The sequence below is a fragment of the Aeromonas sp. FDAARGOS 1415 genome (genome assembly GCF_019048365.1).
GTDB lineage: Bacteria > Pseudomonadota > Gammaproteobacteria > Enterobacterales > Aeromonadaceae > Aeromonas > Aeromonas taiwanensis.
On sequence record NZ_CP077363.1, the window covers coordinates 1,113,336 to 1,135,141 of the forward strand.

The window sequence follows — 21,806 nt, forward strand, 5'->3', positions numbered from 1 at the left end:
AAGCGCTTATGAATTCCTGGCTACGCGGCCTGCTCTACACCCTCGCCTTCCTGTTGCTGTTCGTCTGGGTCGGCCTCGGCCTGTTCGACGCCGAACGGGCCAAGGGCCCCATCGCCAACTGGCTCAGCCAGCAGACCGGGGTGCCCGTCACCATAGGGCGGCTGGTGTTCAACCCCCTGCACCCCTATACCCTGCTGGCGGAGCAGGTGCGCTACGGTGACGCCGTGCAGCTGGACAAGGTGTACCTGGAGATAGACCAGATAGACTGGCTGAACCGGGACGTGCGTATCGCTCACCTGGATCTCATCCGCCCCGTCATCAAGCTGCCGCTGCCCAACCAGTTGCCGACCCTGCCGGTCAACTCCCTCTCCATCAGCGACAGCACCATAGACAACCTGAGCCTGCAGAGCGAGGCCCTGACCCTGCGCGGCCTGAGCGCCACCCTGAGCGACTGGGAGCTGATCGATCCCAAGCGCCAGCCTCAGGCCAACCTCAGTCTTGGCATCAACCAGCTGGAAACCCCGCAGTTCACCCTGGCCCGCCTCAGCCTGAAGGGCAGGCTGGAAGGTCAGGTGCTGAGCACCGACAAGCTCACCACCAACCTCTTCGACGGCCTGCTCGAGACCGGCATGGTGCTGAACTGGCCCGAGCGCAGCCTGCAGCTGCACGATCTCCAGGCTCGTGCCATGCGGGTCGAACTCGGTGACATTCCACCCGGGGCATTCCCCCTGCGCCACATCAGCCTGGATCGGGGAAGGCTCTCCGGGATCAGCGTCAATGCCATCGAGCAGGAGCTCTCCCTCAACAACTTCAGCGGTGAGCTCACCGCCTTCAACTGGCAGGCGGGCACCCAGCCGAGCGGTTACCTCGCCGGCACCCTGGGAGATCTCGGGCGCGGCCTGTTCCAGCTGGAAGCCATCGCGGGCAAACTCGCCTTCTCCCCCCGCCAGATCGATGCCGAGCTGCAGGGCAAGGCCTATGAAGGGGAGTTCAGCCTGGATCTGGCCCTCGACCCCCAGCAGCAGAGGCTGACGTTGAAAGACATGGCCCTGAGCGGCATGGACATCAGCCTGCCGCCGGGGTGGTGGCAGGATTGGCAGGGCTGGCGCCCGCAACAGATCGAGATCCGCAAGCTGGCGTTCGACCGCCTCAAGGTGCTCTCGTTTGACGACGCCATTCCCCTCTCCCTGACGGGCTGGCAGCTCTACCTGAGTGACCTTGCATTGCGGGGCAACCAGCCCTCCCCGCTGTTGGGCCGGGCCCGTATCGAGAGCAAGTGGTTCGAACTGGTGTGGGACGGCCTCAGTGCCCGCAACGGGGCGCTGGACGGCGAGCTGACTCCGGAGGCCTGGCAACTCAACAAGCTGGCCAGCACGTTGCCGGATGAAGGTTCCCTCAGCCTCAGCGGCCAGTGGGGCAAGTCAAAAGGGCAGGAGAGCCGCGTGCAGGTGCAGGGCAAGCAGCTGGATCTGGATCAGTGGGGCAGGCTGCTGCACGCCCCGGTGTCGCTCGCGGGCAAGCTGGATCTGACGGCGGATCTGCGGGCCGACCTCAACGGCCAGCCCGGCGAGGAGACGGCCAGCTGGCGCCGCACCCTGCAGGGCAGCCTGAGCCTGGAGAGCCAGGATCCCTTCTGGGACAGGGTTGCCATCGATCCCCTGCTGGATGCCTGGTTCAAGGAGCAGACACCGCCGACCCTGACGCCACAGGCGCTGTGGCAGGCGATGCAGCAAGGAGACACGCCCTTCTACCAGATCAAGCTGAACGCCAGGGCCGAGCAGGGCAAAGTGCGGGTCGAGCAGGGGGGCGCCTCCACCATCACCCACCTGCTGGCGCTGCAGGGTGGCGTCGATCTCGCCGCCGACCAGTGGCAGCTGGATCTCGGTATCCTGAACAAGCGGCGCTGCGCCGAACTGCTGGCCCGCTGGCGTGGCCCCCTCAAGGATCCCGGCCTGGAGTGGCAGTTCCCCACCGGGCAGGAGGCCTGCGGTTGGGAGGCTGGCGTACGCTATCCGGCACAGGGGCGCAGCGGCCCGCTCTGGCGACCGCAGGCGCAAGCGCCGGCTCCCGCCACCGCCTCCCAATAACGAACAAGGCCTCGCAATGAGGCCTTGTTGTCGAGAGGGGGGAGCGCGGCCGGGATCAGCGACCACCGCGTTTGATGGGTAGCACCACGTACTGGCCGACAAACTCCACCGCCAGCTTGCGAGCGCTGAACAACTGCACCCGCAGGCTGAACTTGGCAGACTCCCCTTCCCTGAGCGGTTCCAGCACGGCGGGCATTCCCTCCCGGGCCACCCGCGCCTCCGGCTCCTCGCTCACCGGTCTGTAGTATTTGATGTTGCCCTCGGCCAGCACTATGTCTCCCCCAAGGCCAGTCTCCTTGAGCTGCAACCAGATGAGGCCCCAACCCGCCAGCACGCACTGGCTGTAGATGCTGCCGGCGAACATGGTGTCGTGAACGTTGAGGTTGGCCGCCAGGTTCGCCTTGAGGTGGAAGGTCTGGCCGTCGTAGTGGGTGATGTGCACCCCCATCTTCTCGCTGATGGGGATCCCGCGCGACCAGCGGGTGGTGAGATCCTGGCACCACTCGGGGCGGTACTGGATCGTCTGCAACGGGCTCAGGGACTTGATCATCTGGCGGTGGGGAATGCGCCCGAAGGAGACGGGCCCCTCGCCCACCTCGAGGAAGCCGCAGCGGCGATAGAACTCCACCGCCTCCTGGCGAGCGTTCATCACCAACCGCTTCACCTTCTCGTCGCGAGCCAGCTGTTCGAGATCCTCCACCATGCGGGCCCCCAGCCCCTGACCACGGTACTCGGGGCGCAGCGCCATAAAGCGGATCTGGGCCTCGTCGCCGCCGACAAAGAGGCGGCCCACGGCGATGGGGGTACCGTCCTCGGTCAGCATCAGCCGGTGGACGGCAACCGTATCGTATTCGTCACGTTCGGAGCCAATCGGCAGGTTGAAGGGTTTGCGCAGCAGTTCCCAGCGCAACTGGTAGTAGGCATCCAGTTCGGCTGCGGTTTCAGGAGTGACTACCCGGTACATAAAGCGATCCTTGAGTTGGCGCCAACGGACAGACTGAAAGGCTTGCGCACCAATGCCTCGCAGCTCAATTGATAATGGGCATCCAGCTCCGCTGGCGTTTGGGGAGTAACCACCCGGTACATAACAACATCCTTGAGTTACACTGGTCGAAAGCCATCTTGCCGTGCAAATTCATGGACTTCAATCTGCAAGCGTACCAAGCCGACCACTTGTTGCACCTCAGCGCCAAGCCCGCGCGCCGCCTCTCTATCCTGGAAAATACCTGCCACCGCTGGCTGGAAATGGACGGCGTGGTGCAATCCGCCATGAGCCTCAGCCAGCCGGCCAGCCTCTGCCTGCCCCATCAGAGGTGCATCGCCGATCGCCTGCCAGAGCAGGCAAACCGGATCCTGGAGCTCGGGCTGGGCGGGGGGGATCTCACCCGCCATCTGGCGGCGCGCTGGCCCGACGCCCACCACGACTGCGTGGATCTGGATGGGGAGATCCTCACCCTGTTCCAGCAGTTCTTCCTACCCCGGGCGGGAGACGCTCCACGCCTGCACCATGCGGATGCACTGCACTTCCTGCAGCAGAGCCAGGAGCAGTACGATCTGGTGCTGCTGGATTTGTTCAGCCAGGACGGCAACCCCCTGCTGCTGTTTCAGGCTCCGCTCTATCAGGCGCTGGCCCTTCGCCTCAGTGGCACCCTCATCATCAACCTGCTGCCACGTACCCACCTGGAGCAAGCCCAGGCACTGCGACTGGCGGAGGAGTGGATTGGTCCCACCCAGACCCACCAGGTGCCCGGCTATCGCAACGTCATCCTGCACGCCACCAGCCGGCCGACCTAGCCGCCACCCTCTCTCGTCAGAGCGGGGCTAGACCTGCAGCCAGAACGTCACCGGGCCGTCGTTGAGCAGCCTGACCTTCATGTCGGCGGCAAAGCGGCCGGTCTCGGTCGGCATGCCGCTCTCCCTGGCGCGGGCCACGAAGTAGTCGTAGAGCCGCTCGGCCTCGCTCGGGTGCGCCCCGCCGGAGAAGCTGGGCCTCATCCCCTTCTGGGTGTCCGCCGCCAGGGTGAACTGGGAAACCACCAGCAGGCTGCCCCCGACCTGTCCCACGTTGAGGTTCATCTTGCCGTTCTCGTCGGAGAAGATGCGGTAACCACTCACCTTGTGCAGCAGCTTGTCCGCCTTGGCCTCGTCGTCCCCCTGTTCCACCCCGAGCAGCACCAGCAGACCCTGATCTATGGCCCCGGTCACTTCGCCCTCGACGGTCACGCTGGCCTCGGACACCCGCTGAATCAATGCAATCACGCCTCTCTCCTCTCATAAACGACACGACCGCCGCCGTCACAAGACGGGGCGGTCGTCGATGCTACCAATAAATGCCCTGCTCAGGCCAAGTCTTTCCCGACAGGGACCAGGGGCGATGAAAGACCGGCGTCAGGCCAGCTCCTCGGTGCCCGGCTTCTCATATTCACCCAGACAGGCGGTGGTCTCCGCACCCAGCAGCACCACCAGCCAACTCAGGTAAACCCAGACGAACAGGATGGGGATGGTTGCCAGGGCGCCATAGATGGCCTGGTAGGAGGGGAAGTTGGTGATGTAGATGGCGAAGCCACGCTTGGCCAGCTCGAACAGGGTGGCGGCCACCAGGGCGCCGATGAAGGCGTGGGTCAGCCGCACCCGGCAGTTGGGCACCACGGTATAGATCAGCAGGAAGGTGAGCACTGAAAACAGGAATGGCAGGCTGCGCAGCAGCAGGTAACCGATGCCGAACAGGCTGTCCGCAGCGAACAGCCTGAGGGAGAGGATATAGGAGGAGATGGCAAGGCTGGCCCCGATGAGCACGGGCCCCAGGGTCAGGATCATCCAGTACATGGCGAACGCCTGGGCCAGCGGCCGGCTCTGGGTGGAGCGCCAGATGTAGTTGAGGTTCTTGTCGATGGCCGAGATCAGCATCAGAGCCACCACGATCAGGGCGCCGATGCCGACCGCCGTGGTGTTGGTGGCGTTGGCCACGAAGCCGTCGATGTACTCCTTGAGCATCTCCCCCGCTGTGGGGACGAAGTTGTGATAGACGAACTGCTCGATCCCCTGCTTCAGGCTCTGAAAGACAGGAAAGGCCGACATCATGCCGAACACCACGGCGATCATGGGCACCAGGGAGAGCAGGGTGACATAGGCCAGGTAACCGGCGGTGACCGTCAACCTGTCCTGCTGGAAGCGGCCCCAGACGAACTGGGCAAAGTGGGCGCCGTCGTGGCGCAAGAAGGAGAGGAAATGGGCCAGACGGCCGCGGTTCTGCTGCTGCATCTTGATTCTCGTAAGCGTCATCATGCAGTCATTGTGTCAGATAGGGTGGCCATTTGACCACCCGCCGGCCCGCCGGATGCGCCCCGCCTGGGTGTGGCAACGACCTAGCCTCCGTCTCGCGGCCATAAAAAAAGAGGCCCTGAGGCCTCTCTCTGTCTGTCGATGAACAGATATCAAGCACGGCCTGCGCGCTTGCGATCCAGTTCGGTCAGCAGCTTTTTACGGATACGGATGGCCTTGGGAGTGATCTCCACCAGCTCGTCGTTGTCGATGAACTCGAGGGCCTGTTCCAGGGTCATGCGGATCGGCGGAGTCAGCACCTGGGCTTCGTCGGTACCGGAGGCACGCATGTTGGTCAGCTGCTTGCCTTTCAGGCAGTTGACGGTCAGGTCGTTGGAGCGGGAGTGGATCCCGATCACCTGGCCTTCGTACACTTCGGTCGCGTGACCGATGAACAGACGACCACGGTCTTGCAGACCGAACAGGGCGAAGGTCAGGGCCTTGCCGGTAGCGTTGGAGATCAGCACGCCGTTCTGACGCTCACCGATGCTGCCACCCTTGTGCGGACCGTAATGGTCGAAGGTGTGGTACAGCAGACCGGTACCGGAAGTCATGGTCAGGAACTCGGTCTGGAAGCCGATCAGACCGCGGCTCGGGATGATGAAGTCCAGACGGACGCGACCCTTGCCATCCGGGGTCATGTTGGTCATCTCGCCCTTACGCAGGCCGAGCTGCTCCATCACGGAACCCTGATGCGCTTCTTCCACGTCCACAGTGACGGTTTCGAACGGTTCTTGCAGTTCGCCATTCACGGTACGCAGGATAACTTCCGGACGGGATACCGCCAGTTCGTAACCTTCGCGACGCATGTTTTCAATCAGGATGGACAGGTGCAGTTCACCACGGCCGGAGACACGGAACTTGTCCGGATCTTCGGTCTCTTCCACGCGCAGGGCCACGTTGTGGACCAGCTCCTGGTTCAGACGCTCCAGGATGTTGCGGGAGGTGACGAACTTGCCTTCTTTACCGGCGAACGGCGAGGTGTTGACCTGGAAGGTCATGTTCACGGTCGGCTCGTCAACGGAGAGCGGCGGCAGGGCTTCGACGGCACTGTTGTCACAGATGGTGTCGGAGATCTTCAGCTCGCCCAGACCGGTGATGGCGATGATGTCGCCCGCTTGCGCGTCAGTCACTTCGGTACGGGACAGGCCCAGGTAACCCAGCACCTGGCCAACCTTGCCGGTACGGGGCTTGCCGTTGGCACCGACGATGGTGACCTGCTGGTTGGTCTTGACGCGACCACGGGTGATGCGGCCGATACCGATGACGCCCACGTAGGAGTTGTAGTCCAGCTGGGAGATTTGCATCTGGAAGGCACCGTCAACGTCAGCCTTGGGGGCTTCCACGTTGTCGACGATGGCCTGGAACAGGGGTTCCATGTTCTCGGACGGGACGTCCTGATCCAGGGTGGCCCAACCGTTCAGTGCAGAGGCGTAAACAACCTTGAAGTCCAGTTGCTCATCGGTGGCGCCCAGGTTGTCGAACAGATCGAAGACCTGATCCATTACCCAGTCAGGACGAGCACCCGGACGGTCGATCTTGTTGATGACCACGATCGGCTTCAGACCCTGGGCGAACGCCTTCTGGGTCACGAAACGGGTCTGCGGCATCGGGCCGTCAACGGCGTCGACCAGCAGCAGTACGGAGTCAACCATGGAGAGCACGCGCTCAACTTCACCACCGAAGTCGGCGTGACCCGGGGTATCCACGATGTTGATGCGGTAGTCGTTCCAGCGGATCGCAGTGTTCTTGGCGAGAATGGTGATGCCACGTTCCCGTTCCAGATCATTGGAGTCCATGATCCGTTCCTGACCTTCGCTGGTGCGATCCAGAGTGCCGGATTGCTGCAGCAGCTTGTCCACCAGCGTGGTTTTGCCGTGGTCAACGTGCGCAATAATCGCAATATTGCGTAAATTCTCTAACATTCTCGCCTCAATACACCGGGTAAAATTGGGCGCTAATTGTACTCTCGCCTTTGTGATCTGCCTAGCAGAATTGCAACACATTCGCGCACAAGGGAGGATCGGGATCATGGACCCCGGCGCAAAACCCTGCTTAGATGGCCTGGATACGCTGGCGCACCATGGTGGTGCACCAAAACGATCCAAGGTTGCACCACTTTAATGCAGCAACCGGCTTGAGAGCGGGTGTCCCGACAACCTGAAACGGTGCAAGTGCCCTGAAATCAGGCTGTCACAAACTTGGCACGATACTGGCTTATGTGAATATGACGACGCATTCACCCAAAGAGTTTTAACACCGGAGGTTACTTAGCATGTCAGCCCAAAACGTTTTGGCCCTGATCCAGGAACACGAAGTCAAGTTTGTCGATCTGCGTTTTACCGACACCAAGGGTAAAGAGCAGCACGTATCCATCCCTGCCCACCAGGTCGACGAAGACTTCTTCGAAGACGGCAAGATGTTCGATGGCTCCTCCATCGGCGGCTGGAAGGGTATCAACGAGTCTGACATGGTGCTGATGCCGGATGCGGCCTCCGCCAAACTGGACCCGTTCACCGAAGAGACCACCCTGAACATCGTCTGTGACGTGCTTGAACCTGCCACCATGCAAGGCTACGACCGCGACCCGCGCTCCATCGCCAAGCGTGCCGAAGATTTCCTGAAGTCCAGCGGCATCGCTGACACCGTGCTGTTCGGGCCGGAGCCGGAATTCTTCATGTTCGACAACATCACCTTCTCCAACACCATGGGCCACAGCTTCGTGAAGATCGAATCCGAAGAAGCTGCCTGGAACTCCGGTACCGACTACGAGCACGGCAACAAGGGTCACCGTCCCTTCGTCAAGGGCGGCTACTTCCCGGTTGCACCGGTTGACTCCTCCCAGGACATCCGTGCCGCCATGTGTCTGGTGCTGGAAGAGATGGGTCAGGTCGTCGAGGCTCACCACCACGAAGTGGCCACTGCCGGTCAGAACGAGATCGCCACTCGCTTCAACACCCTCACCCTGAAGGCTGACGAAGTACAGGTCCTGAAGTACGTGATCCACAACGTGGCCCACGCCTACAACAAGACCGTGACCTTCATGCCGAAACCCATGTTCGGTGACAACGGCTCCGGCATGCACTGCCACCAGTCCCTGGCCAAAGACGGCGTCAACCTGTTCGCAGGCGACCTGTATGGCGGTCTGTCCGAGATGGCACTGCACTACATCGGCGGCATCATCAAGCACGCCAAGGCCATCAACGCCTTCGCCAACCCGACCACCAACTCCTACAAGCGTCTGGTGCCGGGTTATGAAGCACCGGTCATGCTGGCTTACTCTGCCCGCAACCGCTCTGCCTCCATCCGTATCCCTGTGGTGCCGAGCCCGAAAGCTCGCCGCATCGAAGTACGCTTCCCGGATCCGGCTGCCAACCCGTACCTGGCCTTCGCTGCCCAGCTGATGGCCGGCCTGGATGGCATCATCAACAAGATCCACCCGGGCGATGCCATGGACAAGAACCTGTACGATCTGCCGCCGGAAGAAGCTGCCGAAGTGCCGACCGTGGCCGGCTCTCTGGACGAAGCCCTGGCCGCCCTGGACGCAGACCGCGAGTTCCTGACCCGTGGTGGCGTGTTCAGCGACGACTTCATCAACTCCTACCTGGAGCTGAAGCAGCACGACGTAGACCGCGTCCGCATGACTCCGCACCCGCTGGAGTTCGAGCTGTACTACTCCGTCTAATCCGCATCATTGTGACAAACCCGCCATCAGGCGGGTTTTTTCATTCAGACTGCTGAAAAACATCGGGATTTTCACGATCATGTCGCGGTATCGCCCTGATTGAGATCGCAGCGTGATCAGTGCGCCGACTGTCGGTCCGATGCTTTTTTCTCTGATAGGATTAAGGTGAACCCCGTCAAGGAGAGATGGATGAACACTGTACCCTGGATGCTGAGCCTCCTGCTGATCGCCTCCTGCACCGCGCAGGCGGCCAAGGTCTACTCCTGGGTCGACCCCCAGGGGGTAACCCATTACACCGATGCCCCTCCCCCGGGCAAGAACGCGAAAGAGGTGGACATGCGGGTCTCTCCTCTCGTCGGAACCTCCCCCCACTCGGTCCAGGTCGATGACTTCAACCACCTGACCGGCGCCGATGCCAAGAAAGCCCAGGAAGCAGCCCCCCTGGTGATAGAACTGCTCTCCCCGGAGCCGGGCAGCACCTTGCGCGACAACACAGGCAACATCGTCTTTCAGGGTCAGGTCTCTCCCCAGCCGCCGGGGCAATACGACATGCGCCTTATCCTCAATGGCAAGGCCGCCCCCCTCGCCCACAACAGCCTTGCCATCCGGGTCGAAAACCTCGATCGTGGCGCCTACGAGGCCCAGCTCGAACTACTCGCCAAAGACGGTACGATCCTTGCTAAATCTAAGCCAGCCACCTTTTACCTGCATCGAACGAGGGTGAATCAGGCCGCCAAGGCCACTCCCAAGACCAATTAGGGATGATGTGATGCACCGATGCGGGTAAACTTGATGCACCATATTGGTGCATAATTGGTGTGCAGCACCGTTTTAGGGAGAAACCAGTGCCAACCCGCATGGATCACGCCAAGACACTCTTGGACAACCTGCTGACCGCCGTCATCCTGATGGATGAGCGGCTCTGCATTCAATTCGTCAACCCGGCGGCAGAACAACTGCTTTCCCTCAGCGAGCGACGGCTCATCGGCATCGAGCTGCCCCATCTGCTGGAACACATCTCCCTCGACCTGCAACGCTTCAAGCAGTGCCTCATTTCGGGGCAGGGCTTCACCGACAGCGAGGTGACCCTGGTGGTAGAAGGGGAGCCCAGACTGGTGGAGATCAGCGTCAGCCCCATGGCCGATCACGAGCAGCGGTTGATGGTGGTGGAGCTGCGCAAGATCGATCAGCAGAAGAAAATCAGCCAGGAGCTGCAGCAACATGCCCAGCAGCAGGCGGCCAAGGAGCTGGTACGCGGCCTGGCTCACGAGATCAAGAATCCCCTCGGCGGCCTGCGCGGTGCGGCCCAGCTGTTGCAAAAGGAGCTGCCCGACCCGGCTCTGAGGGAATACACCGGCATCATCATCGAGCAGGCCGATCGTCTGCGGGTGCTGGTCGACCGGTTGCTCGGCCCCCAGCGCCCCGGCCAGCACAAGGTGCACAACGTCCACTCCGTACTGGAGCAGGTGCGCCGCCTGGTGGATCTGGAACTGCCCCCCCAGATCCGCATCGAGCGGGATTACGACCCCAGCATTCCCGAATTCGAGATGGAATCGGATCAGCTGCAGCAGGCGTTTCTCAACATAGTGCGCAACGCCGCCGAGGCCCTCGGGGATCAGGCCGGGCTCATCCGCATCAAGACCCGTACCGCTTTCCAGATCACCATCCACGGCCAACGCTATCGTCTCGCGGCCGAGATCAAGATCATCGACAACGGGCCCGGTATTCCCGACGCCATTCGCGACACCCTCTTCTACCCCATGATCACCGGCAAGGAGGGGGGCACCGGCCTCGGCCTCTCCATCGCCCAGAATCTGATCGATCAGCACAAGGGGCGCATCGATTGCATCAGCTGGCCCGGCCACACCGAATTCACCATCTACCTACCACTTCGCAAGTAAGGGAACCTCATGACAGCAAAAGTGTGGATCGTCGATGACGACAGCTCCATCCGGTGGGTCCTGGAGCGCACCCTTGGCAGCGAAGGCTTCGAATGCGAGAGTTTTGCCGACGGCGAAGCCCTGCTGAGCTCCCTGGAAATGCGCTCGCCTGACGTGATCCTCTCGGACATCCGCATGCCGGGCATCGACGGCCTGAGCCTGCTGGAACAGATCCATCGCCGCCAGGCCGACCTGCCCATCATCATCATGACGGCGCACTCGGACCTCGACTCCGCAGTCAACGCCTACCAGCGCGGCGCCTTCGAATACCTGCCCAAACCGTTCGACATCGACGAGGCAGTCACCCTGGTGCGCCGTGCAGAGAATCACCTCAAGGAGCAGCGCACCAAGCGCAAGGCGCGTCAGCAGGAGGCTACCACCACGCCCGAGATCATCGGTGAGGCCCCCGCCATGCAGGAGGTGTTCCGCGCCATCGGCCGGTTGTCGCGCTCCAGCATCTCGGTCCTCATCAACGGCCAGAGCGGCACCGGCAAGGAGCTGGTCGCCCACGCGCTGCACAAGCACAGCCCCCGCGCCCACAAGAACTTCATCGCCCTCAACATGGCGGCCATCCCGAAGGATCTCATCGAATCCGAGCTGTTCGGCCACGAGAAGGGGGCCTTCACCGGTGCCAACAACATCCGCCACGGCCGCTTCGAACAGGCCGACGGTGGCACTCTGTTTCTCGACGAGATAGGCGACATGCCGCTGGATGTGCAGACCCGGCTGCTGCGGGTGCTGGCGGACGGCCAGTTCTACCGGGTCGGCGGCCATCAGCCGGTGCAGGTGGACGTGCGGATCATCGCCGCTACCCACCAGAATCTGGAGAAACGGGTGTCGGATGGCGAGTTTCGCGAGGATCTATTCCATCGCCTCAACGTCATCCGCATTCACATCCCGGCCCTCAAGGAGCGGCGGGAGGATATCCCCCAGCTGGCCCGCCACTTCCTGCTCCGGGCCGCCAAGGAGCTCAACGTGGAGGCCAAGAGCCTGCACCCGGATACCCAGACCTACATCAGCCGCCTGCCCTGGCCGGGCAACGTGCGCCAGCTGGAGAACGTCTGCCGCTGGCTCACCGTGATGGCCTCGGGTCAGGAGGTACTGGTGAGCGACCTGCCCACCGAGCTGCTGACCCCCATCACCACCACGGCAGAGCCCGGCCAGCCCGCGCTGCCCGGCGGCTGGCAGCAGCAGCTGCAGGACTGGGTGGCCGCCAAGCTGGCACTGGGCGAGACCGACATCCTGGCTGATGCCATGCCCCAGTTCGAGCGGATCATGCTGGAGACGGCGCTGGACCACACCCATGGTCACAAGCAGGAGGCTGCCCGCCTGCTCGGCTGGGGCCGCAATACCCTGACCCGCAAGCTCAAGGAGCTCGACATTCCCTGAGTCTTCGGGAAAAACGATTCCCATCACGCCTTGAGGGAAAGCCTGATCAATCCGACCCCGTTTGCCTGAAAACGGGGTATCTTTTTCGAGCGCCCCGCCTAGAATGGCAGGCTTTCCAACCCGACTCGCAGAAGGTGCCCCATGATTGACAGATCCCTCCCCCTGACCGACCTGCATCGCCATCTGGATGGCAACATCCGCCCGCAGACCATTCTCGAGCTGGGACGTCGGCACAACATCCGACTGCCGGCCGATGAACTGGAAGCCCTGCGCCCTCACGTGCAGATCGTCGAGAACGAGCCGAGCCTGGTGGCCTTCCTGAAGAAACTGGACTGGGGGGTGGCCGTGCTGGCCGACTATGACGCCTGTCGCCGGGTTGCCTACGAGAACGTGGAAGATCTGCTCCGCGCCGGTATCGACTATGCCGAACTGCGCTTCAGCCCGGCCTACATGGCGATGGCCCACAAGCTGCACCCGCAGGGCGTGGTCGAGGCCGTCATCGACGGTGTGGCCGCCGGCAGCCGTGACTTCGGCGTCAAGACCAACCTGATCGGCATCATGAGCCGCACCTTCGGCACCGAACAGTGCCGGGCCGAGCTGGAGGCCTGCCTGGCCCATCGCGACAAGCTGGTCGCCGTCGATCTGGCCGGCGACGAGCTGGGCTTCCCGGGTGAACTCTTTACCGACCACTTCCGCCGGGTGCGGGATGCGGGCATGCGCGTGACCGTGCACGCCGGTGAAGCAGCGGGCCCCGCAAGCATGTGGCAGGCTATCCGCGATCTCGGTGCCGAACGCATCGGTCACGGCGTCAAGGCGATTCAGGATCCGGCCCTGATGGCCTACCTGGCGGAGCACCGCATCGGCATCGAGTCCTGCCTCACCTCCAACCTGCAGACCACCACGGTGGCGAGCCTGGCCGAGCATCCTATCCGCCAGTTCCTGGCCGCCGGTGTACTGGCCTGTCTCAACACCGACGATCCCGCAGTGGAGGGGATCGACCTGCCCCACGAGTATGAAGTGGCCGCACCGGCCGCCGGCATGACGGCAGGCGAAATCCGCACCGCCCAGCAAAACGGCCTGACCCTGGCCTTCCTGAGCGAGACCGAGAAGGCCGAACTGCGTGCCCGCGCGGCTCAGCGCTGAGCAGGAACAAGCCCAATAAAAAAACCGCCGGGAGGCGGTTTTTTTATTTTCCAACGGCAGCGACCGGCTCAGATCACCCGGGAGAACTGCTGCTGGCGCGCCTTGCTGCGCAGGTAGACGTCGAAGCACATGCAGATGTTGCGGATCAGCAGCTGGCCGGTGGAGACCACCTCCAGTCCCTCGTCCGTCATGCGTACCAGACCATCATCGATAAAGGTCTGCAGCAGCTTGAGATCCTCGGCAAAGTACTCCTTGAACACCAGGTCGTGGGCCTGCTCGACGGCGGCAAAGTTCAGGGAGAAGTCGCAGATGAGGCGCTTGATCACCTCGCGGCGGATCAGGTCATCCCGATTGAGGGAGCACCCCTTCCACTGGGCGTGACCAAGGGTCTCCACCTGGGCGTAGTAGGCCTTGAGCTCTTTCTGGTTCTGGGAATAGGCATCGCCGATCATGCTGATGGAGGAGACCCCCAGCCCCAGCAGATCGCAGTCTCCCTGGGTGGTATAGCCCTGGAAGTTGCGGTGCAGCTTGCCCTCGCGCTGGGCCACGGCCAATTCGTCATCGGGCTTGGCGAAGTGATCCATGCCGATGAACTGATAACCGCGACCGGTCAGGAAGGCGATGGTGTCCTGCAACATGGCCAGCTTCTCCCGGGGGGCCGGCATGTCCGCCTCCTTCAGCTTGTGCTGGGCGGCGAAGCGGCTCGGCAGGTGGGCGTAGTTGAAGATGGAGAGGCGAGCCGGATCCGTCTTGAGCACTTCCTCCAGGGTGTGGTGGAAGCTCTCCCGGTTCTGGTGCGGCAAGCCGTAGATGAGGTCGAGGTTGGTGGAGCGGAACCCCAGTTCGCGGGCCCTCACCAGCATGGCGCAGATGAAGTCGTTGTCCTGCTCGCGGTTGACCGCGACCTGCACCTCTTTATTGAAGTCCTGCACGCCAAGGCTGATGCGGTTGAAACCGAGCTCCCGCAGCACGTCCAGCATGGAGAGCTCAATCTCGCGCGGATCCACCTCTATGCTGATCTCCCCCTCCTCGGCGAAATGGAAATGCTCCCGGAGCATGGCCATCAAACGACGGGTCTGGGGTTCGTTCAGGTAGGTGGGCGTGCCGCCACCCCAGTGCAACTGGGTCACCAGACGCTCCTTGAACAGGGGAGCCTGGGCCTTGATTTCACGCTCGAGGTAATCGAGATAGTGATCGGCCTTGTGCTGATGACGGGTGATCACCTTGTTGCAGCCGCAGTAGTAGCAAAGCTTGTGGCAGAAGGGGATGTGCACGTAGAGCGACAGATTACGCGCCGGATACTGGCCCGCAGCCTGGACGAAGTCCGGATAGCCGAAGTCCTCGTTGAATTCCAGCGCGGTGGGATAGGAGGTATAACGCGGGCCGCTGTAGTTATATTTCTCGATCAGGGCCTGATCCCACACAATCTGTTCTGCTTGCACGCTTGCTTCCTCTTTCTTTGTTATCCGTTCACCGGCTTAACTGAAAATCCTTCAGTCTGGCGACATCGTCGAGGATCTTCGCCTCCAGCTCGGCCTCGTAGCCGCTGCGTTCGAGATCCATCTTCATCACTTCGTTGCGCTTGAGGGCGCGCCGCGCCTCGTGGGTCGGCATCTCTTTCACCTTGTCGTAGAGGCCGTACAGACCGGGGAATTCGTCGGCGAAGGCTCGCCCCCCCTTGATCTGCAAGGCATCCAGCAGGTTGGTCAGCCGGATGGCGCCTTCGGAGTAGTCGCACTGACCATCCCGCACCGCATGGGCGATGACCCTGACGCTCTCGAGAATCCGCTCGTTGCGGGCGGAAATTGCCCGCTGCTGCATATCCTGCTGCCGCTTCAGGCGGGCCAACAGGGTGCCGGCGTAGACCGCCAGCCCCAGCAAGAGAAGGCCCCCCAACAGGGCGGCCAGCATCCATCCACTCATCACTTTTTCTTCGGCTCGGGCTTGGCTTCAGGCTGGTAGTCAGCCTGGTTGAAACGCTCCCACAGCTCGTCTTCGGAAGCCGGTGCCTTGGATTCTTCATACTCGATGTCGTCGAAGTCACCGTCGTCATCTTCGTCTGTGTCGATGATGCCGAGCTCGTCCATCAGCTCCTGATAGCGATCGACACGCTGGTCGACCCAGGCCTGTTCTGCCGCTTCCAGTGTTTCACCGGCATCGAGGCGATCCAGCAGATCGTTGAGGCGATCATCATTCTCGATGGAGGCCAGCTCCTGCTCGGGCGTCATCACCAGCTTCTTCTCTTTGATGGCCTTGGGTGCCTGCGGCTTGCTGCTCTTCTCGTCCACGACGAGGGCGATGGGTTTGCGGGAACCGATGCGCGGATCCTTGGCCTGCTTGTTGCCGCCTTTTTTGGTGGCCTGATCGACCTGCTGGCGGGAGCCCGCCTTCAAGCCCTTGCGCTTGGCGGCGCGCTTGCGCTCACGACCTTCCTGGGCACTGGCATCTGATTCTTTGCGCTTGCCGGTAGGCTTGCGGGTGGGTTGTTTGGCCGACATGAATGACTCCGACAAATAACTGGATTGAACCCGCCCGGTATCGTTTCGTCCGGGGAGCATGCTGAAGCGGGGAACAGTAAATCTGGAACAAGAGTGGGATCCCGCACCAATTCGACCATTTAGGGTCGCTGAACACCGCAGGATCGGCATCCTCTGGGCATGTTGCTGGTATTTTGACACAGAATGCCTTGGCGGGTTAATGACCCAATAGAAAAAAGGCAGCCGAAGCTGCCTTGATCCTGTCATGCAAGTCCCGTTCCCTGGTGTCTCATCGCCTTGTCCCTGGGCGTACCGCTGCGCATCATGTCGTTGGGTCTTCCTGACCCTTGTTGGCCTGTCCTGAATGTGCGTGTGCTTGTTTAACCCGAACTGGTGGCATCCTGCCTCCCACTGGGGTGGTTGCATCCCGCAACTCCGCGCATCCCTGGCGGTCACCATCCTGGTCTTTGCATGTGCGGCTCATCACCGCCATGCCTTGAGCCGACCTCCTGTCATACCGGCGAACGCGGTGTCCCGCCCTGCACGATCAATCCATGTGCACACTGTAACAATTTTCACGCCCTGCTCAATCAACCAAGGATGCATCCAAGTACTGATAGAAAGCAGAACCTGCCATTAACAGATTGAAATACATAGACTATACAATATGGATTTCATACTTTTTTCAGCCACGGACAGCCATGAGAATGGAAAATCTCTCACAAAAAGGCAGGCTACTTTGACAAGTTGATAACAATGTCAAAAAAGCAGAGGGAACACCATGGTTCCCTCTGCTTTTCAACAAGATAGATTCAGGAGGTGATCAGTGCAGGCCTGCCACATATTTGGAGAGCGCCTCGATATCCTGATCCGTCAACTTCTTCGCCACATCGCGCATCATACCGTTGGGATCATTGTCCCGTGTCGCCGAACGGAAGGCGACCAGCTGGGCCTTGATGTAAGCAGGGTGCTGCCCCGACAGACTGGGGTACTTGGCCTGCTCGACACCGGATCCACGGGGCCCATGACAGGCGGTGCAGGCCGCCAGGCCACGTGCTGTGTCTCCACCCATATAGAGCGCCTTGCCTGCAGCGACCACCTCGTCAGGCACGGCGATCGGAGTGACCTTCTGGCTGGAGAAGTAGGCAGCCAGGTCATCCATGTCCTGATCGGACAAGGGCAGTGCCATGGGTCCCATGACGGGGGCCACCCGACCAGTTTGGCCGGAAGCGGCAGCCTTCAGTTCAACTAATTGTTTTTTGATATATGATGCGTGCTGACCAGCAATCTTGGGATACATGTCGACTGGGCTGTTGCCGTCCGGTCCATGACAGGCCGCACAGACGGCAGCCTTGGTTTGTCCCGCAGCGGCATCGCCCTTGGCTTGTGCCATCCCAGTTACGCCAACCATCAGAGCAAGTGTAATGACTAGGTTCTTCATGGCGTTCCAACTTTCTCGTTATTAGGCTTCCAGATCCCATGCCGCCGAAGGCATGTTAAAATAAACGCGTTTAAGCGACGCCATTTTACACGATTTCACAAAAAAGTAACTCTATAACCCTCTCTCTCTATGGGGAATTTACGTTGGATACACAAACTCTGAATTTCAATAAGGTGCATTTTGTGACCAGCGCACCCGACATCCGCCACCTGCCACATGATGGGGGTGTCGAGATTGCGTTTGCAGGGCGTTCCAACGCCGGCAAATCCTCCGCATTGAATACCTTGACCAAACACAAGAATCTGGCGCGCACCAGTAAGACGCCGGGTCGTACCCAGCTGATCAACCTGTTTGAACTGGAGCCGGGCAAGCGCCTGGTCGACCTGCCTGGCTACGGTTATGCACAAGTCCCGCTGGAAATGAAGCTTAAGTGGCAAAAGTCCCTGGCAGAATATCTGCAACGCCGGGAGTCCTTGAAAGGGCTGGTCATCCTGATGGACATCCGCCATCCGCTCAAAGAGACCGACATGAACATGCTGGAGTGGAGCTCCCATCGCGAACTGCCGGTGATGCTGCTGCTGACCAAGGCTGACAAGCTGAGCCCCGGTCCCCGCAACAACCAGGTGATCAAGGTGCGCCAGGCGGTGGCTGAGCTGGGTCCGCAGATCCAGGTTGAAGCATTCTCCTCCCTGACCAATATCGGGGTTGAGAAGCTGGCACAGACACTGAGTGGCTGGTACCAGTCCAATGCCGATAGCGACCCGGCAGACACCGACGAAGAGCATCAGACAGAGGAGTAACCCGCTCCTCTTCCATGCGACAATGAGCGGAGTTGACCCTCCGCTGATTGAAAGACTTTCATCCCTCCCAAGCCTCAGACAAGCGCCCTCCGCACGTCATCTTGATACGCGTTCCGCGACCACACCACCCTTTATAATCATATAGATAGCCTGTTTGGCTGCTGTGAGAATTAACTTTTCACACCCTTGGCACCGTTTTCATCACTCAAGTTATAAAAATGTGACAAAAGGATTGTCACAAACGAAACTGAAAGTTTATTACCAAAGGAACGTGAGGAAGGATAAAAATGAGGCCAGTCTCGCTGCTGCGGACCGGCCTGAGAAATGAATTCAAAAAATTGGGAAAAAGCGAGTTCTCGAGAACAAAGACGATTGGTTTTCCTCAAGAAACAGTCTCATTCTAGCAAAAGACTGCGCAAATTAAAGCATTTGCTCTAACGCGAACACATAAAAAAACGCCCCGACGATGACTCATCGGGGCTGCTATTCAGCCACATTCAATTACGTGAAATAAAAGGTCTGAAAGATAGAACATCTTACCTCTGTACCCTACGCAGACAACTGTACAGCAAAGCAGCAGAAAGTGAAAGTAATTTATGTAATTTAGTTTCACTCAAGGTAACAGAGATAAATTTCTTTATTTATCAGCCGCATAAAAAAATCCCCAGTACGAATACCGGGGCGTTATAAAGGTGACTAGCTAGCACTTCCTCAACTATCTTGTTAGTCAGCAGCTCGCCGCACTAGTTCCGCTGCTTAGAGAAAAAACTGAAAAAAAGATGAAGGGCGCAAGCCAAAAGACAAATAAGTCTCTGTTTTTAAATTGATTTATATAGGATTGACCTGTACCTGCGCTCGTAGAGCATCAGCAAATGCACGCAGCCAAATAAAAGAGGCCCAGCCCCTGCGCATATGCAGAGGCTGGGGCGCCCATCAACGACGCGAGCCGGGGTGAGCCGGCTCGGCTAATTAACCACGCCACCCGGCCCACAGGCCAGGTTATAGCATCCCCAGGTTGCGTTTCAGCTCTCTCAATACCTGCTTGGTACCAGGCCGGATGCCACGCCACACGGTGAAGGCTTCCGCGGCCTGCTCCACCAGCATGCCGAGCCCGTCCATCGTCTGACGCGCACCTTGTTCTTTGGCCCAACCGATAAAGGCGGTGTCCGTTGCACCATACATCATGTCGTAGATGGTGATGTCAGCATGGATAAGGGCAGGATCCAGGGGGGGCAACTCCCCTTGCAGGCTGGCAGAGGTCGAGTTGATGATGAGGTCGAACCGGCCAGCCAACCCGGCATAGGTCTGGGCACTGACCGCCCCCAGATCGTGAAACTCGGCAGCCAGCTGCTCGGCCTTGGCATGAGTACGGTTGACGATGACCACTTCCTTCGGGTTTTCGGCCAGCAGCGGTGCCAGGGCACCGCGAGCAGCACCGCCTGCACCAAGCAACAAGATCCGGCTCCCGGCCAGCGCCACGCCATGTGACTTGAGATCGGCAACCAGCCCGGCACCATCCGTGTTATCCCCGAGCAGCACGCCGTCATCGGTCAGCTTGATGGTGTTGACCGCGCCCGCCCGCCTGGCCCTGGGGCTCAGCCGGTCGACCAGGGCGAATGCCTGCTCCTTGAAGGGCACAGTGACATTGCATCCCCTGCCGCCCTGGGCAAAGAAGGTACGCAGGGCTTCGCCAAACTCGTCGACAGCCGGCTCGGCCAGACCATATTCCAGATCCTGCTGGGTTTGTCTGGCAAACAGGGTATGGATGAAAGGGGACTTGCTGTGGCGCACCGGGTGGCCAAAAACCAGATAACGATCCATCGAAGAGTTCCATCAGGGGGCAATATCCCGATTTAACGGGTTTTCTGATGCGGGGACAAGCCGAATATCGGCCAGTAAAAAGGGGCCGTCATGGCCCCTCGGTTCACAGCCACTCCCGTGGTGCAAGGTAATCGGCATACAACAACGCCTCCGGGCTCCCCGGCTCCGGCTGCCAGTCATACTCCCAGCGAGCCAGCGGTGGCATCGACATCAGGATCGACTCGGTACGTCCCCCGGTTTGCAGACCAAACAGGGTCCCCCGGTCATACACCAGGTTGAACTCCACGTACCGGCCCCGGCGGTAGAGCTGGAATTCCCGCTCCCGCTCGCCATAGGGCAGCGCCTTGCGCCGTGCCACTATGGGCAGATAGGCATCGAGATACCCCTTGCCCACCGCCTGCATGAAGGCGAAGCACTCCTCGAACGGCCAGCGGTTCAGGTCGTCGAAGAAGAGCCCACCGACTCCGCGCGTCTCGTTGCGATGCTTGAGGAAGAAGTAGCGATCACACCAGGATTTGAACTCGGGGTAGATCTCCTCGCCAAAGGGTCGGCAGAGATCATGGGAAACCTGGTGCCAGTGCCGCACATCCTCTTCAAACGGATAAAACGGTGTCAGATCGAAGCCACCACCAAACCACCAGATGGGCGCCTCGCCCTCTTTCTCGGCGATGAAGAAACGGACGTTGGCATGGCTGGTCGGCACATAGGGGTTGTTCGGGTGGATCACCAGAGACACTCCCATGGCCTCGAACCTGCGGCCGGCCAGCTCGGGACGATGCGCGGTCGCCGACGCCGGCATGGCGTCACCATAGACATGGGAGAAGTTGACGCCCCCCTGCTCTATCACGGCACCATGGCGCAGCACCCGTGTCCGGCCACCACCACCGCCCTCGCGGTGCCAGAGGTCCTCCACAAAGCGCCCGATGCCGTCAGCCTGCTCCAGGCCATGGCAGATCTCGTCCTGCAGCTGCAGCAGGAAGGCCTTGACCTGGGCCACATCCGGTTTGCTCATCTTGTCTCCAGTCAGACAGGATCTCGAACGCCCTGTCCATTTTTATCGCAATGTCATGGGCTTATCACCCAAAGTGCTACGCGGGATCCCGCCTCCGCTCAGGAAGGGCGAATGATGGCGCCGGTACGGGCGTCCTTGATCTCCGACGGATTGGCCTGGCCCCCCACCTCACCGGGCAGGATATAGGCCAGCTGGCTCGCCAGCAGTTCACCGATATCAGCAACCCGACGCGCAGGCTCTTCGCCGGTCAGGTTGGCACTGGTGGAGACCAGCGGCTTCCCAAAGGCACGGCACAGGGCCTGCACCTGAGGATGCGCCGAGACACGCACCGCCAGGGTATCGAACTGACCGGTCAGCCAGGACGGTGTCGTCGGGCGAGCCGGCATGATCCAGGTGAAGGGGCCTGGCCAGCTGGCTTCGACTCGCGCCAGCTGGTCATCGCTGAGCTGGCTCAGATCGATGTAATCCTGCAACTGCGCCAGCTCGGCCGCGATCAGGATCAGTCCCTTCTCAACAGGTCGTTGCTTGATGGCCAACAGGCGCTGCACCGCAGTTTCGGAATCCGGGTCACACCCCAGGCCAAACACGGCCTCAGTGGCATAGGCAATCACCCCTTCACCTTCAAGGGCGATGACGGCTTGTTCAAATTCGTTTGACATAAAAAATGCGACAGCCGAGCTGTCGCCTCTC

General features: G+C 60.7%; 19 protein-coding genes. 8 read left to right on the forward strand and 11 right to left on the reverse strand.

Annotated features, from left to right (window positions below; genetic code table 11):
• Positions 1-8 precede the first annotated feature (8 nt).
• Positions 9-2,087 (forward strand): AsmA-like C-terminal region-containing protein, encoded by a 2,079-nt coding sequence (locus tag I6L45_RS05380; protein WP_216983633.1) that lies wholly within the window; start codon positions 9-11, stop codon positions 2,085-2,087.
• A gap of 55 nt (positions 2,088-2,142) precedes the next feature.
• Here I6L45_RS05380 and I6L45_RS05385 read toward each other — a convergent pair whose 3' ends face one another.
• Positions 2,143-3,051 carry a bifunctional GNAT family N-acetyltransferase/hotdog fold thioesterase gene (locus tag I6L45_RS05385; RefSeq protein WP_043763380.1) on the reverse strand — a complete coding sequence of 303 codons (909 nt, stop codon included), beginning with the start codon at positions 3,049-3,051 and terminating at the stop codon, positions 2,143-2,145.
• A 173-nt stretch (positions 3,052-3,224) separates the two neighbouring features.
• Between I6L45_RS05385 and I6L45_RS05390 the strand changes: the two genes are divergently transcribed.
• Positions 3,225-3,881 carry a spermidine synthase gene (locus tag I6L45_RS05390; protein ID WP_254204373.1) on the forward strand — a complete coding sequence of 219 codons (657 nt, stop codon included), beginning with the start codon at positions 3,225-3,227 and terminating at the stop codon, positions 3,879-3,881.
• Between the two features lie 27 nt (positions 3,882-3,908).
• Here I6L45_RS05390 and dtd read toward each other — a convergent pair whose 3' ends face one another.
• The 3 genes from dtd to typA form a co-directional block, all read right to left on the reverse strand.
• Positions 3,909-4,346, reverse strand: coding sequence for a D-aminoacyl-tRNA deacylase (gene dtd, locus I6L45_RS05395; RefSeq protein ID WP_043763382.1), 438 nt, complete (start codon positions 4,344-4,346; stop codon positions 3,909-3,911).
• A 129-nt stretch (positions 4,347-4,475) separates the two neighbouring features.
• Positions 4,476-5,348: a virulence factor BrkB family protein gene (locus I6L45_RS05400; RefSeq protein ID WP_134695919.1), complete on the reverse strand. Its 873-nt coding sequence runs from the start codon at positions 5,346-5,348 to the stop codon at positions 4,476-4,478.
• Between the two features lie 173 nt (positions 5,349-5,521).
• Positions 5,522-7,333, reverse strand: coding sequence for a translational GTPase TypA (gene typA / locus I6L45_RS05405; RefSeq protein WP_043763388.1), 1,812 nt, complete (start codon positions 7,331-7,333; stop codon positions 5,522-5,524).
• Between the two features lie 350 nt (positions 7,334-7,683).
• Between typA and glnA the strand changes: the two genes are divergently transcribed.
• The 5 genes from glnA (at position 7,684) to add (ending at position 13,565) form a co-directional block, all read left to right on the forward strand.
• The gene (gene glnA, locus I6L45_RS05410) at positions 7,684-9,093 is read left to right on the forward strand and encodes a glutamate--ammonia ligase (protein ID WP_043763389.1); all 1,410 of its coding nucleotides are present in this window, start codon (positions 7,684-7,686) and stop codon (positions 9,091-9,093) included.
• Between the two features lie 189 nt (positions 9,094-9,282).
• On the forward strand, positions 9,283-9,852 hold the full coding sequence (locus I6L45_RS05415) for a DUF4124 domain-containing protein (RefSeq protein ID WP_043763391.1): 570 nt from the start codon (positions 9,283-9,285) through the stop codon (positions 9,850-9,852).
• An 86-nt stretch (positions 9,853-9,938) separates the two neighbouring features.
• Positions 9,939-10,994 carry a nitrogen regulation protein NR(II) gene (gene glnL / locus I6L45_RS05420; protein ID WP_043763393.1) on the forward strand — a complete coding sequence of 352 codons (1,056 nt, stop codon included), beginning with the start codon at positions 9,939-9,941 and terminating at the stop codon, positions 10,992-10,994.
• 9 nt (positions 10,995-11,003) lie between these two features.
• Complete coding sequence (glnG, locus tag I6L45_RS05425) at positions 11,004-12,422, forward strand: nitrogen regulation protein NR(I) (RefSeq protein WP_043763397.1); 1,419 nt, start codon at positions 11,004-11,006, stop codon at positions 12,420-12,422.
• Positions 12,423-12,563: 141 nt separating this feature from the next.
• Complete coding sequence (gene add / locus I6L45_RS05430) at positions 12,564-13,565, forward strand: adenosine deaminase (protein ID WP_216983635.1); 1,002 nt, start codon at positions 12,564-12,566, stop codon at positions 13,563-13,565.
• 68 nt (positions 13,566-13,633) lie between these two features.
• Here add and hemN read toward each other — a convergent pair whose 3' ends face one another.
• From hemN to I6L45_RS05450, 4 genes are all read right to left on the reverse strand, one after another.
• Positions 13,634-15,007 (reverse strand): oxygen-independent coproporphyrinogen III oxidase, encoded by a 1,374-nt coding sequence (gene hemN, locus I6L45_RS05435; RefSeq protein ID WP_216983636.1) that lies wholly within the window; start codon positions 15,005-15,007, stop codon positions 13,634-13,636.
• Between the two features lie 28 nt (positions 15,008-15,035).
• Complete coding sequence (locus I6L45_RS05440; protein WP_043763405.1) at positions 15,036-15,476, reverse strand: DUF2489 domain-containing protein; 441 nt, start codon at positions 15,474-15,476, stop codon at positions 15,036-15,038.
• 11 nt (positions 15,477-15,487) lie between these two features.
• On the reverse strand, positions 15,488-16,063 hold the full coding sequence (yihI, locus tag I6L45_RS05445) for a Der GTPase-activating protein YihI (protein WP_043763407.1): 576 nt from the start codon (positions 16,061-16,063) through the stop codon (positions 15,488-15,490).
• Between the two features lie 802 nt (positions 16,064-16,865).
• Entirely contained in the window at positions 16,866-17,483 is a 618-nt protein-coding gene (locus tag I6L45_RS05450; RefSeq protein ID WP_216983637.1) for a cytochrome c, read from the reverse strand.
• Positions 17,484-17,626: 143 nt separating this feature from the next.
• Here I6L45_RS05450 and yihA point away from each other — a divergent pair, with 143 nt between their 5' ends.
• Positions 17,627-18,283: a ribosome biogenesis GTP-binding protein YihA/YsxC gene (yihA, locus tag I6L45_RS05455; RefSeq protein WP_043763412.1), complete on the forward strand. Its 657-nt coding sequence runs from the start codon at positions 17,627-17,629 to the stop codon at positions 18,281-18,283.
• Positions 18,284-19,282: 999 nt separating this feature from the next.
• Here yihA and aroE read toward each other — a convergent pair.
• From aroE to I6L45_RS05470, 3 genes are all read right to left on the reverse strand, one after another.
• Positions 19,283-20,104, reverse strand: coding sequence for a shikimate dehydrogenase (aroE, locus tag I6L45_RS05460; protein ID WP_210549871.1), 822 nt, complete (start codon positions 20,102-20,104; stop codon positions 19,283-19,285).
• Between the two features lie 103 nt (positions 20,105-20,207).
• Positions 20,208-21,116 (reverse strand): oxygen-dependent coproporphyrinogen oxidase, encoded by a 909-nt coding sequence (gene hemF / locus I6L45_RS05465; RefSeq protein ID WP_216983638.1) that lies wholly within the window; start codon positions 21,114-21,116, stop codon positions 20,208-20,210.
• Between the two features lie 98 nt (positions 21,117-21,214).
• A complete protein-coding gene (locus I6L45_RS05470) occupies positions 21,215-21,775 on the reverse strand; it encodes a Sua5/YciO/YrdC/YwlC family protein (protein WP_216983639.1) in 561 nt (186 codons plus the stop codon).
• Between the last annotated feature and the right edge of the window lie 31 nt (positions 21,776-21,806).

Excerpts from the sequence above, each read along its gene's own strand:
- glnA (WP_043763389.1), top strand. The coding sequence starts at position 7,684 with ATGTCAGCCCAAAACGTTTTGGCCCTGATCCAGGAACACGAAGTCAAG.
- aroE (WP_210549871.1), bottom strand. The coding sequence starts at position 20,104 with ATGGATCGTTATCTGGTTTTTGGCCACCCGGTGCGCCACAGCAAGTCC.
- add (WP_216983635.1), top strand. The coding sequence starts at position 12,564 with ATGATTGACAGATCCCTCCCCCTGACCGACCTGCATCGCCATCTGGAT.
- I6L45_RS05400 (WP_134695919.1), bottom strand. The coding sequence starts at position 5,348 with ATGCAGCAGCAGAACCGCGGCCGTCTGGCCCATTTCCTCTCCTTCTTG.
- I6L45_RS05440 (WP_043763405.1), bottom strand. The coding sequence starts at position 15,476 with ATGCTGGCCGCCCTGTTGGGGGGCCTTCTCTTGCTGGGGCTGGCGGTC.
- I6L45_RS05450 (WP_216983637.1), bottom strand. The coding sequence starts at position 17,483 with ATGAAGAACCTAGTCATTACACTTGCTCTGATGGTTGGCGTAACTGGG.
- typA (WP_043763388.1), bottom strand. The coding sequence starts at position 7,333 with ATGTTAGAGAATTTACGCAATATTGCGATTATTGCGCACGTTGACCAC.
- I6L45_RS05415 (WP_043763391.1), top strand. The coding sequence starts at position 9,283 with ATGAACACTGTACCCTGGATGCTGAGCCTCCTGCTGATCGCCTCCTGC.
- I6L45_RS05385 (WP_043763380.1), bottom strand. The coding sequence starts at position 3,051 with ATGTACCGGGTAGTCACTCCTGAAACCGCAGCCGAACTGGATGCCTAC.
- glnG (WP_043763397.1), top strand. The coding sequence starts at position 11,004 with ATGACAGCAAAAGTGTGGATCGTCGATGACGACAGCTCCATCCGGTGG.
- yihI (WP_043763407.1), bottom strand. The coding sequence starts at position 16,063 with ATGTCGGCCAAACAACCCACCCGCAAGCCTACCGGCAAGCGCAAAGAA.
- I6L45_RS05390 (WP_254204373.1), top strand. The coding sequence starts at position 3,225 with ATGGACTTCAATCTGCAAGCGTACCAAGCCGACCACTTGTTGCACCTC.
- I6L45_RS05380 (WP_216983633.1), top strand. The coding sequence starts at position 9 with ATGAATTCCTGGCTACGCGGCCTGCTCTACACCCTCGCCTTCCTGTTG.
- I6L45_RS05470 (WP_216983639.1), bottom strand. The coding sequence starts at position 21,775 with ATGTCAAACGAATTTGAACAAGCCGTCATCGCCCTTGAAGGTGAAGGG.
- hemF (WP_216983638.1), bottom strand. The coding sequence starts at position 21,116 with ATGAGCAAACCGGATGTGGCCCAGGTCAAGGCCTTCCTGCTGCAGCTG.